Here is a 15,219-nt window from a genome sequence, read left to right as displayed (position 1 = left end):
ATATACTTTGTCATTGCGAGCGTAGCGAAGCAATCTCAAGGTATCAATAAAAATAGATATGTCAATTGCGCTCACACTAGCTCATTGTTCATAAGCTATCATATAAATCTTTCCATTCTTGGTTAAAACTATTAACTAAATCAATCTTCTTCTGCCGAGATCCTCCTTTAATCTGTTTTTCTCTAGCGATCGCATTGTATATATCTTCAAAAATCTCATAGTAAACCAATTTAATAATATTGTACTTTTTCGTAAAGCCATCTATCAATTTTGACTTATGTTCATAAACTCTTCTCTGTAAATCATTGGTAACACCTGTGTAAAGCACAGTATTATACTTATTAGTCATTATGTAGATGTAATAATTTTTACTCATGGCTGTTAGAAAAGATCAAGAAAAGTGGTGGATTGCTTCACTTCGTTCGCAATGACAGAGCAATAATCTATTTTGTCATTGCGAGCGCAGCGAAGCAATCCCAGGGTATCAACAAAAGTGGTGGATTGCGTCGCTACTTCCCAATGACAGAGCAATAATCTATTTTGTCATTGCGAGCGCAGCGAAGCAATCTCAGGGTATCAACAAAAGTGGTGGATTGCTTCACTTCGTTCGCAATGACAAAGCAATAATCTATTCTGTCATTGCGAACACAGCGAAGCAATCCCAGGTTATCAACAACGGTACAACAACCTACAACGGAGAGCGAATATATCCCCACTTACCAAAACCAAAAGATACCGGAGCAAATCCGTCAGAAATATCATCATAAGACCGACTAAATTGCGGATTAATAACATAATTGCCACTTTTGTCTATAAAACCAAACTTCCCGTCAACTTCCACCTGTGCTAAACCTTCAGAAAAAGAGCCACCACGACTAAATTTAAAAGGAATTACCAGCTCTCCTTTTGTATTGATATATCCCCATTTTTCACCATTATAAACTGCCGCCAACCCTTCAGAAAAAGGCGAAGCATACTTGAATTGAGGCTGAATTGCTAACCTCCCAGTTTTGTCAATAAATCCTTCACCAACACTGAGACTAACTCGCGCAAAACCTTCCGAAAAATTACCTATAGCATCAGTCAATGTGTAATCCATAATTATCTCAGTAAACTTTCCCATCTTGTCAATAAAGCCAGATTTACCATCCTCCACAACCAAAGCTACACCATCGGAAAAAGGCAATGCCCAATTAAATTTGGGCGGAATTACAAATTTACCAGTCTTGTCAATAAAGCCATCTTTGTCCTGAAACTTCACTGCTGCTAACCCTTCCGAAAAATAAATAGCACTTTCAAATTGTGGCTGAATTACCATTTTCCCTTTTGTGTCGATCGAGCCAAATTTGCCACCGATCTTGACAGTTGCTAACCCATCAATAAAAGAAGAAGCTTCTTCAAAATCCTGTTGAATCACAATATTACCTGTTCTGTCAATATAGCGGAACTTGCCACCAATTGTCACCAATGCCAGCCCTTTAACAAAAGGATAATGTAGATAATATTCTGGTTGGATCAATAATTTTCCTGTCTGGTCGATCGCACCCCATTTTTTACCAATTTTTACCCAAGCTACCCCACTAGAAAATGACTCAGCCCCATCAAAAATGGGGGGTATTACTAAGAATTCACTCCAAGGCGTATACTGCGGTGGCAATACATTTGCTATTTTCAATGCTTGACATAATAAGGCTGCAATTTCGCCTCTGGTAGTGTTCTTATTGGGCTGAAGTTTCCTGACATTTGGGTAGTTGACAATCAGGTAGTTTTCTGTAGCAGCAGCGATCGCATTTCTGGCATAGTCTGGAATCTCCGCTGCATCGTCAAAATACTTCCTTAATGTCTCGTTCGCTGGTGAAACAGGTTGATAATTTAACCCATTTGCTATAATTGAAATTGCTTGCACTCGCGGTAACATTTGATTAGGCTTGAAAGTGCCGTCAGGATAACCCGCAAAAAATTTTCTTTCCGTAGCAAATTTAATTGCTTCGTGGGCCCAGTAATTCTCAGGGACATCAGTAAAAGTAATGGCAGTAGCGACTATGGGGGAATTGGGAAAAGCTTTGAGTAAAATAGCAGCAAACTCAGCACGAGTAATAGTTACCTCTGGGCGAAAAGTGCGATTGGGATAGCCATTAATCATCCCTCGCTGTGCCAACTCAATAATACATTTTTGCGCCCAATGGCTTTGAATGTCAGAAAAATTTACAGGGTTAGTCATAAATAGGCTCCTGTTTTTCAACTATTATACAATTCTATTGACTTGATACTTTAAAATACAATTAGATCGAACCAGCAATCAGGAAAAAATCTGATTTTTCTAGCTAAACTCCTCACATCTTCTTTCAGACTTGCCCTTCCATTTTTCAACTCCAATCACAAGGAAATAAATTAATGGCATTAGCACCTCTCTTTCCAGTTATCCATCCCATCTTAAAGCATACTTTCCCAAATTGCCTGTGGACAGGAGATGTCAATCGGCCGGAGATTGCCTTAACTTTTGACGATGGCCCCCACCCGCAACATACGCCAAAATTACTCAAAATTTTAGATAAATACAATATTACAGCTAGCTTTTTTCTACTCGGTTTGTGCGTCCAACGCTATCCCGAAATTACTAAGGCTATTTATGAAAGCGGTCATTGGATTGGCTTACATGGCTATCAACATATATCCTTCCCTAAGTTAACACCAACAAACTTAAAATTGGAATTAGAAAATACCCAAAATCATATTTACGAAGCCTGCGGTTTAGCACCACAATTAGTCCGAGACGTGCGCCCACCAAACGGTTTTGTTACACCACGCCAATTAAATTTGTTAACGGGTTGGGGATATCGCCCTGTAATGTGGAGTGTAGTACCTGAAGATTGGGTAAGACCAGGGGTTTCTGTGGTTGTTAATCGCGTGATTCAGCAGACTTGTAGGGGTTCAATTATTGTATTACACGACGGACATTGTGGCGGAGAAGATGTAGCACTCTCAGCAGCAGAAATCATTCCTATACTTTTAGATCGAGGCTATAATTTTGTTACCATCGATCGAATATGGAATCCTAAAAAGATACAAATATGGCATTAAAACTCGATACTTTCTTTGGTCAGCCGCGCTTGCTGGGAGACGGCACCGCCGAAGACGTGACTCTTTCCCCCGGACAACTGGCAGGTTTGTCTTTGGGAGTGTGGCTTTTGGGGGGCGATGATACTGTAATAGGTTCCTCAGATGCAGAATTTATTGTTGGGAATCAAGGTGGGGATTTCCTTATAGGTTTAGCAGAAGCTGATTCTATTTTTGGGGGTAGAGATGACGACTTTCTTCTAGGAGGAGAAGGCAACGATTTGGTGAGAGGCGATGTTGGGGATGACTTAGTTGCAGGGGATGAAGGAAATGACGTTTTGCGGGGCGGGCGAGGGAACGATCGACTATTTGGTTACTTTGGCAATGATACTCTTTATGGCGATCGCGGCACAGATAATCTCACGGGGGATCGGGGCAATGATGTATTCGTAATCGGAAATAAAAGTGCCGATTCTACAGTTACTGAGGTAGATACGATTGAAGATTTCCAAAAAGGTGAAGATTTAATTGCTTTAACTGAGGGTCTTGAGTTTGAAAATCTGACATTTTTGCCAGATTCCCAAAAGCCAAGTAATACTTTAATTCAGAAGGAGACGGGAGAGTTATTGGCAATTTTGAAGGATGCTAATAGCACGCTAGAACGGTCAGATTTTCTGATTCCTGGTACGTTAGCTTTGAGTGCAAAGGATTTCACGGTTAACGCAGATGGCACGTCTAATACTGTAACTGTGACTCGCGCTGGTGGTAGTGACGGTGTTGTTAGCGCAATGGTGAGGCTGGAAGCTACGGGTAATTTTTCTAGTATTGCTTCAAATGAATTTGAGAATACTCCTGTAATGGTGAGTTTTGCTTCAGGGGATACGATGCCGAAAACTGTGCAGCTTCCTATTATTAATAATGCTCTTCGGCACTACGATCGCAGAGTGGTGCTGACTTTGGAAAACCCGACAGGAATTGCCACTTTAGGAGAACCAAATACAGCAGAGGTGAAAGTTGTGGATGTTAATTTGCGATCGCCGAGTCGCATTTTGACTCCTAGTCCGAATTTAATCGAGGGTTTTGGTACTTCGATCGCGGCTAGTGGCAACCAGCTACTCATCGGCACTGTTGATAATTCTGCTCCCATTAACGGAGGCATTGCTTATTTATTTGATATTAGCACCGGAACCCTCCTGAAAACATTTCAAAGACAGACAGGTTTTGCACCGTATCTATCGGCTCCATTTGGGAAGACAGTCGCGATCGCAAATAACAAAGTTTTAATCGGATCGCCATCTAATAACCCCACCAGCGACAATTTATTTACCTCATCTCTATTTAACGGTATTGTATATCTATTCAACGCTGACACAGGCGCACTTCTACAAACCTTCCGCAGTCCCAATGCTCCTGACAATAATACCAATGACTTAGGCTATACCAATCAATTCGGCGATTCTATCGCCTTTGTCGGCAACAATGTCCTGATCGGCGATCCCAGCTATAGGCAGGGTAGGCCAGCAGAGTCAGGATTTGCATACTTATTCGATGGTAATACCGGTCAACTTTTGCAAACCTTCCGCAACCCCAACCCCGAAATAATTGGATTTGGCAAAGTGGTGGCGGCTTTAGGCAACAATGTTGCGATCGGTGCGCCTGGAAATGGATCTTTCAGGGAGAACAATTTTGGCGTAGTCTATTCGTTCGATAGCCTTACAGGTCAACTCCTCCAGACTTTCCACGATCCTAACCCCCGCATTGACAATCAATTTGGCTCGAAACTGGTAACAACTGGCAACGATGTCCTAATTGGAGCACCGATGGGGGATGTTGTCTACCGCTTTAATGGTAGTAGCGGCGAACTAATTCAGACTTTTTCTAACCCCAACCTCAGCCAAAATCCGGGGGTTTTTGATTTGTTTGGATCTTCCTTGGCGATCGCAGACAACGATATCCTGATTGGAGCACCGGGATATGAAAGCAGGGGGGCTGTGTTTCGATTTAATGGTACGACAGGCAACCTGGTTGAAACTTACCTTAACACCTTGTCCTTCACACAGAATGCTATACCCACATTTGCTAACTTTGGCGCATCGGTAACGGCGACTGGTGGCAAGGTGGCGATCGGTGTACCTCAGTACAGTAATGGCACAGTGTTGCTGTTTTAGGAGTCTGCGGCGTTAGGGAAAGCGGGTTTCTCGCAACCCGCTTTCTGCTTTGATTCGAGAGTAGTTCATAATATGTGTGTGAGTAGAGGAGTTTTTGTATGGTTAAATCGCATAAATCCCAAACTGTAACAGCCTTAGCCTTGGGTTTGATCTTAGCGAATGAGGTGCTTTTTAATAGCAGGATAGCCCCGGCTTTTGCCCAAACTAGGTTTAAGGATGTTCAAAACCATTGGGCCCAAGCTTGTATTGAAGATTTAGCCGATAAAAAAATTATTAGTGGTTATTACGAAGATGGAACTTTTCGCCCCAATCGCCCCGTTTCCCGCGCCGAATTTGCTGCCATCGTCCGCAGAGCTTTTCCCAATGCTAAGCCAGTTCGAGAAGCTATGACTTTTGTCGATCTTCCTACTGATTATTGGGCTTATAAGTCCATAATAGAAGCATATCAAACGGGATTTATTTCTAGCTACAATGGTAGTGTCTTTAATCCTACTCTTAATATTCCTCGTTGGCAAGTGGTGGTATCTTTAAGTAATGGTTTAAGGTATTCCCCAACGCAATCGGTGACTAACATTTTGACCGCGACTTTTGACGATGCGGCGGACATTCCCGATTTAGCAAAAAATGCGATCGCGGCTGCTGCTGAAAAACAGCTTGTTGTTAACTATCCTAATGTTAGACAACTTAAACCAAATCAAGATGTAAGTCGGGCAGAAGTAGCTGCATTTCTTTGCCAAGCTGTGTCTAAATCTGGTCAAGCGGCTTTAGTTCCTTCTCAATATATTGCCCAAGTTCCCGCAGATATTCAACCAACTAAAACAGAGATATCAGAAGTTGGCAAAGTTCGTGCAGAATTTTCTTATCAGCAACAAGGTGAAGATGGCAAAAACTTGCGGATAAAAATTAGCCGGGAAGGTCAAATATTGCTCGATGAACCTGTGCTATTACCGACGCGATCGCTTGCAGGTAACATAGATCGAAAAGCAACAAATGAAATATCTGAGGGGCTGTTATTATCTCTACGAGTACGCGATTTAGATGGCGATGGGGAACCGGAAGTCTTAGTAGATTTGGTGTCCGCTAAAAGCAGCAGTAATAGCATTCGCAACAATTATTCCTATATTTACCGCTACGAGGCTACACCTAAAACCTACGTACTTACACAACATTCTTGGGGTAATGTCAATTACGAACTTGAGGATTTAGATCGAGATAATATTCTGGAATTCAAAAGTCAGGATGGAAGATTTAGAGAGGCATTTACCAATTATAGTGATTCTCGATTGCCATTACAAATCTGGCAATATCGTCAAGGCAAAATGTTAGATGTTACTAAACAATATCCCGTACAAGTTTACACTAATGCCTCTGAACTGTGGGTAGAAAGTAGCACTCGTCAAAGCAATAATCAAGATATAAAAGGCGTGTTGGCGGCTTACCTAGCAAGTAAGTATGTACTCGGTCAAGAGGCGGAAGGTTGGCAATTAGTTGAGAAGATTTATCAAGGTAGCGATCGCGCTCAATTTTTGGGACAATTACGCCAATTTTTAGCTAGTAATGGCTATGGTGTTGGTCAAAATACCGCTGATAATAAGCCTCAAGATCGGCCAGATACTAAACTTCAAGCTCAACCAGAGACTAAACCTCAAGATAAGCCAGAGACTAAACCTCAAGATAAGCCAGATGCTAAGCCTCAAGATCGACCGGATACTAAGAGTAATGAGGCTGCGATCGCACCTAAATTAGTCCGCACTTTACCTGGTAGCAAAAATCCAGTTTTCTCTGTGTCAATTAGTCCTGATGGTAAAACTTTAGCCGCCAGCGGTAAGCAGGAAATTAAACTTTGGAATCTGGAAACAGGAGAAATATTAAATACCTTATCTGGTCATGAAGGTAATGTTTGGTCTGTAGCTATTAGTCCAGATGGGCAAACTTTGATGAGCGGTAGTGGCGATGGCAGCGCGATTTTGTGGGATATTTCTACTGGGGAAATCCGACGCAATCTATCCCATACAGGGGGGTGGATTAATGCAGTTGGTTTTAGTTCAGATAACAAAACTGCGATTAGTTGCAGTCATAATAAGGGGATTAATTTGTGGGATGTTACTACTGGAAAACTCCTGTATAGTCTTGATGGATTTAACCCGATGGCGATCGCTTCTCAAGGGCGGGTTTTCGCCAGCAGCGGCGGGCCTAGCGAGATCAAGTTATGGGATGTGGTGACGGGGGCACTTCGCAGTACCCTGGCGGTTCCAGCGGTGGCGGGAGGCGGAATTAAGGCGATCGCTATCAGTCGGGATGGGTGGACTCTCGCCCACGCGATGTCGGGAAATTCTCGCATCCAAGTCTGGGATTTGCGGAAGCGACAAGCGCTTTATACCCTAGAGGGACATTCTGCGGGGGTAGAGGCGATCGCGATTAGTCCCGACGGACAAACTCTAGCTAGTAGCAGTAGCGATCGCACTCTCAAACTGTGGAATCTACGCACCGGGAAACTAATGCACTCAATGGAAGGGATGGGTGCGATCGCCTTCAGTCGCGACGGGCAAATTCTTATTAGCGTAGGTAAGGATAATTCTATTCAGATTTGGCAAATGAGTGACAAAGTTGGCCAAAGGTGAGTAAGTTTTTTCAGAAATTACGCGCAATGAGATTAGAAACCGGGTTTCTGAGTATAATCTCCGTAGAAAATCGAATATTTTTCTAAGAAACCCGGTTTCTGTGCGTAGGTAAACGCTACGAATGTACATTTGAAGGAGAAGTATTATGAGTCTCGATTTACCAGTTATCTCCAAGCTAGGGGAAGTATTTTTAGCTATCAACTTAAGTGCAGTTGAAAATATGACTGTGCCTGAAATTTTGAAGTTATTAGAAGGAATTGGGTATACACCGCAATTGCGTTATCGGCAATCTAAAGATGGTAACATATCCCTCTATGCTCTCCTCAAACACGAGCAGGTTAACCCAGAAATGCTGGCAAACTCAGACTATCTTGGTGATGAGTTGGATACACTTGCTGAAATGATTCATCCTGCGGATGCTATCATCTCCCCTCGCGGTATTTTGCCTGCTAAAACATTAGATATCTTGTTGCAAAAATAATTAGGACGAACCCAAATAATCTCTTTCTCTAAGAATATCACCCCTTTCCCCTTTTAAGTAAAGCTCACCTGACATACCTTGGGCAAGTTCATCAATATCTCGATTAAAAATTTTGATTCTAATAACTTGCAGTTTTACTTCTCTAATATCTGACCTGCCCAAATTTTCAGATTTATGTATTCCTTCAATAAAAGATTTTTTTACTATGTACTGATAGGCGACTAAAAATATATCTCCTATTTTGATAGGCCCTTTATTACAAGCCCCCTGAACACAATATTCATCATTTAATTGGGTAACATTATCAACATCAAATTCTTTGCTTTCTTTACTCATTGTCATATCTTTTACGATCGCACTCTCAGTAATCAGCCAAAAAACATTCAGACTATAACTTCCTTCAAAAAGGCAGCTAATTCTCCCTTATTCATATTTCCCTGTGCCACCTGCATCACCAAATTATATGCTTGCTCATCTGTCAAATTTAGGGAATAGCCATTCAAACGTAAAAAACTATCCATCGCCGCGAAAGCAGTCCGTTTATTGCCATCAATAAAAGGATGATTCATCGCTAAATGGTAGAAATAAGCAGCAGCTTGCTCGTGAATTGTTGGATGCAATAACTCACCACCAAAACTCGCTTGTGGTTGAGCCAAAGCAGACTCCAGCAAGCCTTCATCCCTAACACCCTGACTGCCACCAAAGCTATCAATCTGGTCTGCATGGAGTCGCAGCACATCATCTACAGAAAGAAATTTAGGAGTTAGCAAGGCGACGGTAAACCTCCTCTCGTTCTCGTTTAGATGCTAAATAGGCGTTCCAAACATCGCTCTGCTCTGAGTTAGCAGGGTGCTTTGCTTTCAAGGAGCGCACAAACTCAAGTACCTCTTCTAGTCTATGCTCTGGCACTTGGTCAATTTCTTGGAGCAGTAAGTCTTTAGTAGTCATTTTTCCCAAAAGATTAGTATACTAAGTAGGGTGGGCGCTCGCCATCAATCATTTTAGGCTATGAGAAACATCGCTATTTGTGAGAAACATCGCTATTTGTGGCAATCGCCCACTTACGTTTAATTGTATCAATTTACTTACCAGCTTACTACAAAACTAATAGAAAATGCAACTTACCAGTAAAATTTTCTGCCCAATTCCTCTTCTAACTTGTAATTATATGGTTGAAAAAACTTACTCGATCGCCCATGAATAGCATCAATCGGCGGCTGATAAACCCCAGCATTATACTTTTCGTAATCGGCAAGTTGATAATCTGGTAAACCTAAAAATGCAAAAACCTCTTGAAGTGCAACAGCAGGATTAGCATAAAAATCTTCACTTCGCAAAATTAAGAACTGTTCTTTAGGAAAAAGCCTCATCCACCGTCTGATACTATAAACATAAAGACTCTTATCGAGATACTCGCACTGTTTCCAGTACATTGCATTTTCTAAATCCGTTTCATTGGCATTTGCTAATATCTCCATTTCAACGTTCATCGCCTCTTCAAAAGAGCGCTTTTCCGTTCCCCGTCTCACCCACATTTGATAATGAGAAAAAACTCTGTCTACAGGATTTCTCAGAATGATAATTAGCTTAACTTGCGGTAGAGATTCGTGCAATCTTTGAGCCGCTAGCGGATGATTTAAATAAGTGGGAGTTGCCTCCCCTGTCAACAAGTTATGCGTATCTGTTTTTGGGAAAAAATGAGCATCATACCAAGCCTTACCGCGATGAAAATGTTCTGAAAAAAAACATATTTCTTTCTCAGCCGCAGCTAAAATCTGAGGATGAGAAGTGATATATTTATAAAGAGAAGTAGTTCCACATCTAGGAGAACCGATAATAATAAAGTCTGGGTTGCGTAAGTTCTCAAAGTTACAATTTACTTGTGCAAGTTCGGGATGAGATACTAAAGTTTGCTTGTAAACAGCAGTTTTATAAACCGCGATCGCCTCCTCAATTTTTCCCTGTTTTGTCAGGGCTGCTGCCAAATGGATGTAAACTAAAGGAAAGTCAGGTAAAATCTCAATAACTTGGCGATAAAGGGCAATTAAATCGTCAATTAAACTAGAATTATTAGGAAGCGGCGCATAGCGCAGAGGAAAATAAGCATGGGTAAAATTGGGTTGTAGGATAATCGCCTTTTGCTGAGCTGCGATCGCATCTTCTAATTGCCCATTTTGTTGTAGCGCTTTCCCCAAATTGTGGTAAGCTAAAGGCGAATCAGGATTTACTTCCACCGCTTTTCGGTAATGCGCGATCGCCTCCTCTAATTTTCCCTCTAACTTCAGCGCATCTCCCAAAGCACAATAGTCAAAATTCATCTAGGAATCCTATAATAACCGCGCATCATAATCTTAATATCCAAATGTTTCTTATCCGCCGTAGTTCCATCGTGAATCATATTCTCCGTAGGCGCGATATAAGCCTCCCCCGGTGCTATTCTCAGCTTCACCACAGGATATTCTGGATAGCCCCTCATAAATTCCTCATTTGCCGATCGCATCCAATTTTGTTGAATTCCCTCCTCGCTACCTCCCAACATCTCAAATAAAGTCATTTCTGGGAGATTAATAAATAAAAAATAACGGTCTTCCATCCCCAAATTAACACAAATACGATTAGTTGCTTCGTGCTTGCGATTCAAGGGTAATTTATCCCAATTATCAGTATGCAAACCATTATGACAGCCTCGGTTTCTGTCAATTGTTGACGTAGTTAATCCCGGAGGCATTCCGCCAATGCCATTGATCGCAGGCGGAGAATTAGAGAAACATAAAGGAGTAAAATAGTCAATAATTTTATCTAAAGCTTCCTGGCAATTTTCGCGGATGCCAAAAGCCTTTAATTCTTCTTGAGTTGCGATCTCCCTAATACCTCGTTCTGCAAACGGAGCTAACACTTCTGACGGCAAACGCACAATTCCTATACCAGCATAATAGGGTGGTACCTCCTCTGTCCACAGCAGTGCCGATTCCTGTGCAGTTGGATATCTCCAAGGCTCTTTAGGCACAAAAGCACCATCGCAATAACCAGCACTCTCTGGTAGAATTTCTCCTGCTGGCACAGTACCCGAACTCAACCACACCCTCGGAATTTGACTCTCATCCTTGGGAGTGCATTGAAAAATTTTAATTCCTTCGCGAAGATTGACCATCAAAGCAAAAATTATCTAAATGTTAACTGTTAACTGTTAACTGTTAACTGTTAACTGGTAAACTTCTATAACTTGTAAGTAGGTAGACGCAAATAAACCTTGCTGTGTAATAAGTAAGGTGGGCGCTTGCCGACTACCATTTATAGCTATAAGTTACAAGTTTTTTGCGGCAAGCGCCCACCCTACGTTTAATTCTACTATTTAACAGTTAACAGTTAACCGTTAACCATTAACTACTCTAGTGCGTGCAGTGCGTACAGTGCGTACAGTGCGTACACAACCCCACTACCTCAACCTCAAACGCTTCTGCGGTTGGAGAGTGCGTGCAGTGCCCACAGAACCCTGCAACATCAACCCCTTTTACTGTTGGAAATTGCCAGAGAGTTTGTGTTAAAGTTGTAGGATCGACTTCTGGTCTAGGAACAGATGAAAATGTCAAGACGCGCCCTTCATCATCTGTATTTTCTACCAGAATTTCACCCTCAGCAATTTTAATTGCATCCCGATGTAAAATGCTGATGCCGAACATATTAGTCATTCCCAACTCTGACAGCTTAGCTGCAATAGCGCTGAGAAATTCTTGATTGTTGACAACTGCTTCTGAGCGTTCAACTGCCGCTGCTACCTGCTCAGTATTGCGGACAAATTCTAACGGAAACCAAACCCACTCACCAGATACTTGATTTTGTTCAACCTTCCACATATAGGGAATAGCATCGCTATATTCTGTAGTCGGCTTAATGTAAGAATTGTCACCTTCAAACTCCTCAACTAGCCGCTCTTCAGCAGACAGGTTGAAGTGCTTATGAAGTAAGCATATACCAACTTGTTTTTGCAAGCCGTAGCTGCGGATAACTGCACCCAACTTTGTCAGGTTATGCTTGACTAACTCAAGCCGATCTCTGACCGTGAAAAAATCCTCTAAACCGTCGAAAACTTCTGGTTTGTAAGCTGTTAGCATACGGGTTTAGTTCCTTGCAGATTAATATCTATAGTCGAACATATTTGGGATTTTGCTAAATGTCAATAGTTGAGGCAGGATAAATATATTAAATATTTGTGACATCGGTAATTTTTTAGCGTAAGCTTTTGTGAGTAAGGGCGGTAGGCATCGAACTAATACGTCTCTGGTATCGATCGCCCCTAGCAGTTTTCGCGCCGCAGGCAACCGGATGAGTAATACCCAGTTTGAGATCGCTAATAGGTCTTTAGCTAAACCCCTCGCTCCTAGAGTCCCCGATGTGGACATAGATTGCTTGTAGTCTTAGATTGGCGAGTGACATTTGAGTGCGATCGCCCCCTTAGATTACAGGGATTCGCCTAGAATAGTTACTAGGCATTGTTATTTGTTATTTTTTTTAGGAATTACGCACTCGATTTGATAAGTGTGTCAGAGGTTGCCCCGATAACCGCACAGCAAATCTTAGCCTCAAACCCCATCCTTCATCAGCCATTCTCAATTCTTCAATCCCTATGCTCGTCTGTCTCCAGTGTCAGTTTGAGAATCCCAATAGCAACAAATTTTGTCAAAACTGCGGCACTTCCCTCACCGACAAGTTTTGCCCTGAGTGCGGTGCCAAAGTCTCTTTTAGCGCCAAACAGTGTCAAAACTGTGGTAATGTGACAGGCCAAGTATGGTTGGCAGTAGTATTGTGGCAACCAGATTTACAACCCACTCCAACTTCAGAACCCGAACTGGCAATACCTTCGGCAGACTACGCCTACGGTCAAATTCAGCAGCTACAAGACATTTTTGTTGGTGCAGCATCAACAGAAAGTCTTGTAGAGCCAGCATCAGACATAATTAGCACAGAAATATCCCCCACCCTCCAACCCCCAGAAACAGCAGTTTTAAGCCCTCAGCTCCCCCCTGATGACGAGATCGGCAACGGAGATATTGAGGATACTAGCTCGGTTAATATGCAAGGGGCTACATCCTTCCCAGCCAACGAAGATGCTGAATTTATAGATAAATTAGAGCAAAATGCTATACCCGCTCTGGATTTCCTTAAAGGAGATGAGCCAGAAAGTCAAGAGTCTGAGACTCCCAGACTCCCAGACTCGGAGACTAGAGAAGATTTAACTTCCCCATCTCCCCCATCTCCCCCATCTTTATCTGTGGGAGATTATTTAGATACGCAGAAACGTTACCAACTATTAGAACCCTTAGTATTAAAAGCTACTGAAGCAACTGCTACGGTGTTGGTCTTAGACTGTAATCCTCTACAAACTTCCTTACTCAAAGCACTCTTAGCAGCTAAGTCAGAAATTCCTGCGATCGCACAACCTTACTTAATCCTAAAGTCAGAATTTCCCCAAAACCTGCCCAACCTTCACGACACTTTGCAGGAAAACGGACAAGCAGTAATACTCTTAGAAGACTGCTCAAATTGGCCATTGCTATCAACACAGTGGAACGATCCCCAAACTTCAACCCAGCAAATCTTATATTGGCTCAACGAGATGACAGAACTTTGGGCCGCACTAGAACCCTGGCAGAGCCGTCAAAGCTTACTAGAAATGACAAATTTGCGGGTAAATCCGACTCCCACAGCCTCTTTAGCCTTAATCCGCCTGCAAAGACTCTATCCAGAAACCGCTCCATCCTCCCTAACTCTTCAAACTTTAGGAGAATTGTGGCAGGCTTTATTTAACCAGTCTCAGCGCACCCTCTTTAGTGCTTTGGCCGCCCTGTTGCGCGATCTGCATCAGGGAAATATTCAAACAATAGACTTACTGCGATCGCGTCTAGAAACTATGCACAGTTCACTGCAACCCGAACCAACCCCAACCTCAGCCCTCACCCACCTGCAATTGGGCAAATTTCAGCACCAGCTCGCTGATGCAGGCGACGACAGTACAACCCTCCCGCTACCCATGCAAGTTTACCGTTTGGACGACTGCGGACGCACAGATGTTGGTCGCCAGCGGGATCACAACGAGGACTTTTTCACCATTTGGACTCAGACGAACAAGCTAGAAAGCTCGCTTGGTCGCATCCTTAAGATTAAAGGACTTTACGTCCTCTGCGATGGCATGGGCGGACACTCCAGCGGTGAAGTAGCCAGCCAATTAGCCGTAGAAAGCCTCAAGCAATACTTTCAAAGCCATTGGGGAGATGAGCTACCCTCCGCCCAAACCATCAGCGAAGCAGTGCTGTTAGCCAACCAGGCCATCTATGAAGTTAATCAAAAAGATGTTCGCTCTGGTAGCGCCCGCATGGGTACTACTTTAGTTACAGTCTTAATTCAAGACTCTCAAGTTGCTGTTGCCCACGTCGGTGATAGCCGACTTTATCGGCTCAGACGAGGAGGGACGCTCAAAAAAATCACCACCGATCACGAGGTAGGCCAACGGGAAATTAAGCGGGGTGTCGATCCGCAAACTGCATACTCCCGCCCCGATGCCTATCAGCTAACTCAAGCTCTCGGCCCACGAGATAATAATTTTGTCAAGCCAGAGGTGCAGTTTATAGAACTACTTGAAGATACCCTCTTAATTTTGGCCTCTGACGGTCTGACGGACAACAATTTCTTGGAAACTCACTGGCAAAGTAAGCTCGAACCTCTTCTCAACCCCCAAAGTAATTTGGAGCAAGGTGTGAAGGAGTTAATAGACCTCGCTAATCAGCATAATGGTCACGACAACATTACAGCTATTGTTCTCCGTGCACAAGTACGACCTTACCGATTCTAAATTAGTTAGTTGTTAGTTGTTAGTTGTTGGTTGTTAGTTGTTGGT

14 protein-coding genes are annotated in these 15,219 nt (G+C 42.7%); 5 read left to right on the top strand and 9 right to left on the bottom strand.

Annotation, left to right across the window (positions count from 1 at the left end):
* Nucleotides 1–88 precede the first annotated feature (88 nt).
* Nucleotides 89–376 carry a GIY-YIG nuclease family protein gene (locus PN499_RS19095; protein ID WP_272033687.1) on the bottom strand — a complete coding sequence of 96 codons (288 nt, stop codon included), beginning with the start codon at nt 374–376 and terminating at the stop codon, nt 89–91.
* Between the two features lie 312 nt (nt 377–688).
* Nucleotides 689–2,221: a WG repeat-containing protein gene (locus PN499_RS19090; RefSeq protein WP_272033685.1), complete on the bottom strand. Its 1,533-nt coding sequence runs from the start codon at nt 2,219–2,221 to the stop codon at nt 689–691.
* A 173-nt stretch (nt 2,222–2,394) separates the two neighbouring features.
* On the opposite strand from PN499_RS19090, the gene PN499_RS19085 reads away from it, so the two are divergent.
* From PN499_RS19085 to PN499_RS19070, 4 genes are all read left to right on the top strand, one after another.
* Nucleotides 2,395–3,081, top strand: coding sequence for a polysaccharide deacetylase family protein (locus tag PN499_RS19085; RefSeq protein ID WP_272033684.1), 687 nt, complete (start codon nt 2,395–2,397; stop codon nt 3,079–3,081).
* Nucleotides 3,072–5,225 (top strand): M10 family metallopeptidase C-terminal domain-containing protein, encoded by a 2,154-nt coding sequence (locus PN499_RS19080; RefSeq protein ID WP_272033683.1) that lies wholly within the window; start codon nt 3,072–3,074, stop codon nt 5,223–5,225. Before PN499_RS19085 ends, PN499_RS19080 begins: the two co-directional genes overlap by 10 nt.
* A gap of 98 nt (nt 5,226–5,323) precedes the next feature.
* Nucleotides 5,324–7,846 (top strand): S-layer homology domain-containing protein, encoded by a 2,523-nt coding sequence (locus PN499_RS19075; protein ID WP_272033682.1) that lies wholly within the window; start codon nt 5,324–5,326, stop codon nt 7,844–7,846.
* Between the two features lie 145 nt (nt 7,847–7,991).
* On the top strand, nt 7,992–8,327 hold the full coding sequence (locus PN499_RS19070; RefSeq protein ID WP_272033681.1) for a hypothetical protein: 336 nt from the start codon (nt 7,992–7,994) through the stop codon (nt 8,325–8,327).
* On the opposite strand, the gene PN499_RS19065 is transcribed toward PN499_RS19070, so the two are convergent.
* The 7 genes from PN499_RS19065 to PN499_RS19035 form a co-directional block, all read right to left on the bottom strand.
* Nucleotides 8,328–8,663, bottom strand: coding sequence for a hypothetical protein (locus PN499_RS19065; RefSeq protein WP_272033680.1), 336 nt, complete (start codon nt 8,661–8,663; stop codon nt 8,328–8,330).
* Between the two features lie 47 nt (nt 8,664–8,710).
* Complete coding sequence (locus PN499_RS19060; protein ID WP_272033678.1) at nt 8,711–9,097, bottom strand: type II toxin-antitoxin system death-on-curing family toxin; 387 nt, start codon at nt 9,095–9,097, stop codon at nt 8,711–8,713.
* A complete protein-coding gene (locus PN499_RS19055; RefSeq protein WP_272033677.1) occupies nt 9,084–9,275 on the bottom strand; it encodes a DUF2281 domain-containing protein in 192 nt (63 codons plus the stop codon). Before PN499_RS19055 ends, PN499_RS19060 begins: the two co-directional genes overlap by 14 nt.
* Nucleotides 9,276–9,448: 173 nt before the next feature.
* Nucleotides 9,449–10,645: a tetratricopeptide repeat-containing sulfotransferase family protein gene (locus PN499_RS19050; RefSeq protein ID WP_272033676.1), complete on the bottom strand. Its 1,197-nt coding sequence runs from the start codon at nt 10,643–10,645 to the stop codon at nt 9,449–9,451.
* On the bottom strand, nt 10,642–11,478 hold the full coding sequence (locus PN499_RS19045; RefSeq protein WP_272033675.1) for a hypothetical protein: 837 nt from the start codon (nt 11,476–11,478) through the stop codon (nt 10,642–10,644). The genes PN499_RS19050 and PN499_RS19045 overlap by 4 nt, the downstream gene beginning before the upstream one ends.
* Before the next feature lie 238 nt (nt 11,479–11,716).
* The gene (locus PN499_RS19040; protein ID WP_272033674.1) at nt 11,717–12,439 is read right to left on the bottom strand and encodes a glycerol-3-phosphate ABC transporter substrate-binding protein; all 723 of its coding nucleotides are present in this window, start codon (nt 12,437–12,439) and stop codon (nt 11,717–11,719) included.
* A gap of 21 nt (nt 12,440–12,460) precedes the next feature.
* Nucleotides 12,461–12,727, bottom strand: a complete 267-nt coding sequence (locus PN499_RS19035; protein ID WP_272033673.1) for a hypothetical protein — start codon at nt 12,725–12,727, stop codon at nt 12,461–12,463.
* 224 nt (nt 12,728–12,951) lie between these two features.
* On the opposite strand from PN499_RS19035, the gene PN499_RS19030 reads away from it, so the two are divergent.
* Nucleotides 12,952–15,174, top strand: coding sequence for a serine/threonine phosphatase (locus PN499_RS19030; RefSeq protein ID WP_272033671.1), 2,223 nt, complete (start codon nt 12,952–12,954; stop codon nt 15,172–15,174).
* Nucleotides 15,175–15,219 lie beyond the last annotated feature (45 nt).

This window comes from Kamptonema animale CS-326, assembly GCF_028330895.1.
Classification (GTDB): Bacteria; Cyanobacteriota; Cyanobacteriia; order Cyanobacteriales; family Microcoleaceae; genus Kamptonema; species Kamptonema formosum.
The sequence above is the reverse complement of the archived record's forward strand: the minus strand, read 5'-3'. Positions and strand labels throughout refer to the sequence as shown.

Coding starts and splice junctions, on each gene's coding strand:
- PN499_RS19055 (WP_272033677.1), bottom strand. CDS start 9,275: ATGACTACTAAAGACTTACTGCTCCAAGAAATTGACCAAGTGCCAGAG.
- PN499_RS19050 (WP_272033676.1), bottom strand. CDS start 10,645: ATGAATTTTGACTATTGTGCTTTGGGAGATGCGCTGAAGTTAGAGGGA.
- PN499_RS19040 (WP_272033674.1), bottom strand. CDS start 12,439: ATGCTAACAGCTTACAAACCAGAAGTTTTCGACGGTTTAGAGGATTTT.
- PN499_RS19085 (WP_272033684.1), top strand. CDS start 2,395: ATGGCATTAGCACCTCTCTTTCCAGTTATCCATCCCATCTTAAAGCAT.
- PN499_RS19095 (WP_272033687.1), bottom strand. CDS start 376: ATGAGTAAAAATTATTACATCTACATAATGACTAATAAGTATAATACT.
- PN499_RS19075 (WP_272033682.1), top strand. CDS start 5,324: ATGGTTAAATCGCATAAATCCCAAACTGTAACAGCCTTAGCCTTGGGT.
- PN499_RS19035 (WP_272033673.1), bottom strand. CDS start 12,727: ATGTCCACATCGGGGACTCTAGGAGCGAGGGGTTTAGCTAAAGACCTA.
- PN499_RS19070 (WP_272033681.1), top strand. CDS start 7,992: ATGAGTCTCGATTTACCAGTTATCTCCAAGCTAGGGGAAGTATTTTTA.
- PN499_RS19080 (WP_272033683.1), top strand. CDS start 3,072: ATGGCATTAAAACTCGATACTTTCTTTGGTCAGCCGCGCTTGCTGGGA.
- PN499_RS19090 (WP_272033685.1), bottom strand. CDS start 2,221: ATGACTAACCCTGTAAATTTTTCTGACATTCAAAGCCATTGGGCGCAA.
- PN499_RS19045 (WP_272033675.1), bottom strand. CDS start 11,478: ATGGTCAATCTTCGCGAAGGAATTAAAATTTTTCAATGCACTCCCAAG.
- PN499_RS19065 (WP_272033680.1), bottom strand. CDS start 8,663: ATGAGTAAAGAAAGCAAAGAATTTGATGTTGATAATGTTACCCAATTA.
- PN499_RS19030 (WP_272033671.1), top strand. CDS start 12,952: ATGCTCGTCTGTCTCCAGTGTCAGTTTGAGAATCCCAATAGCAACAAA.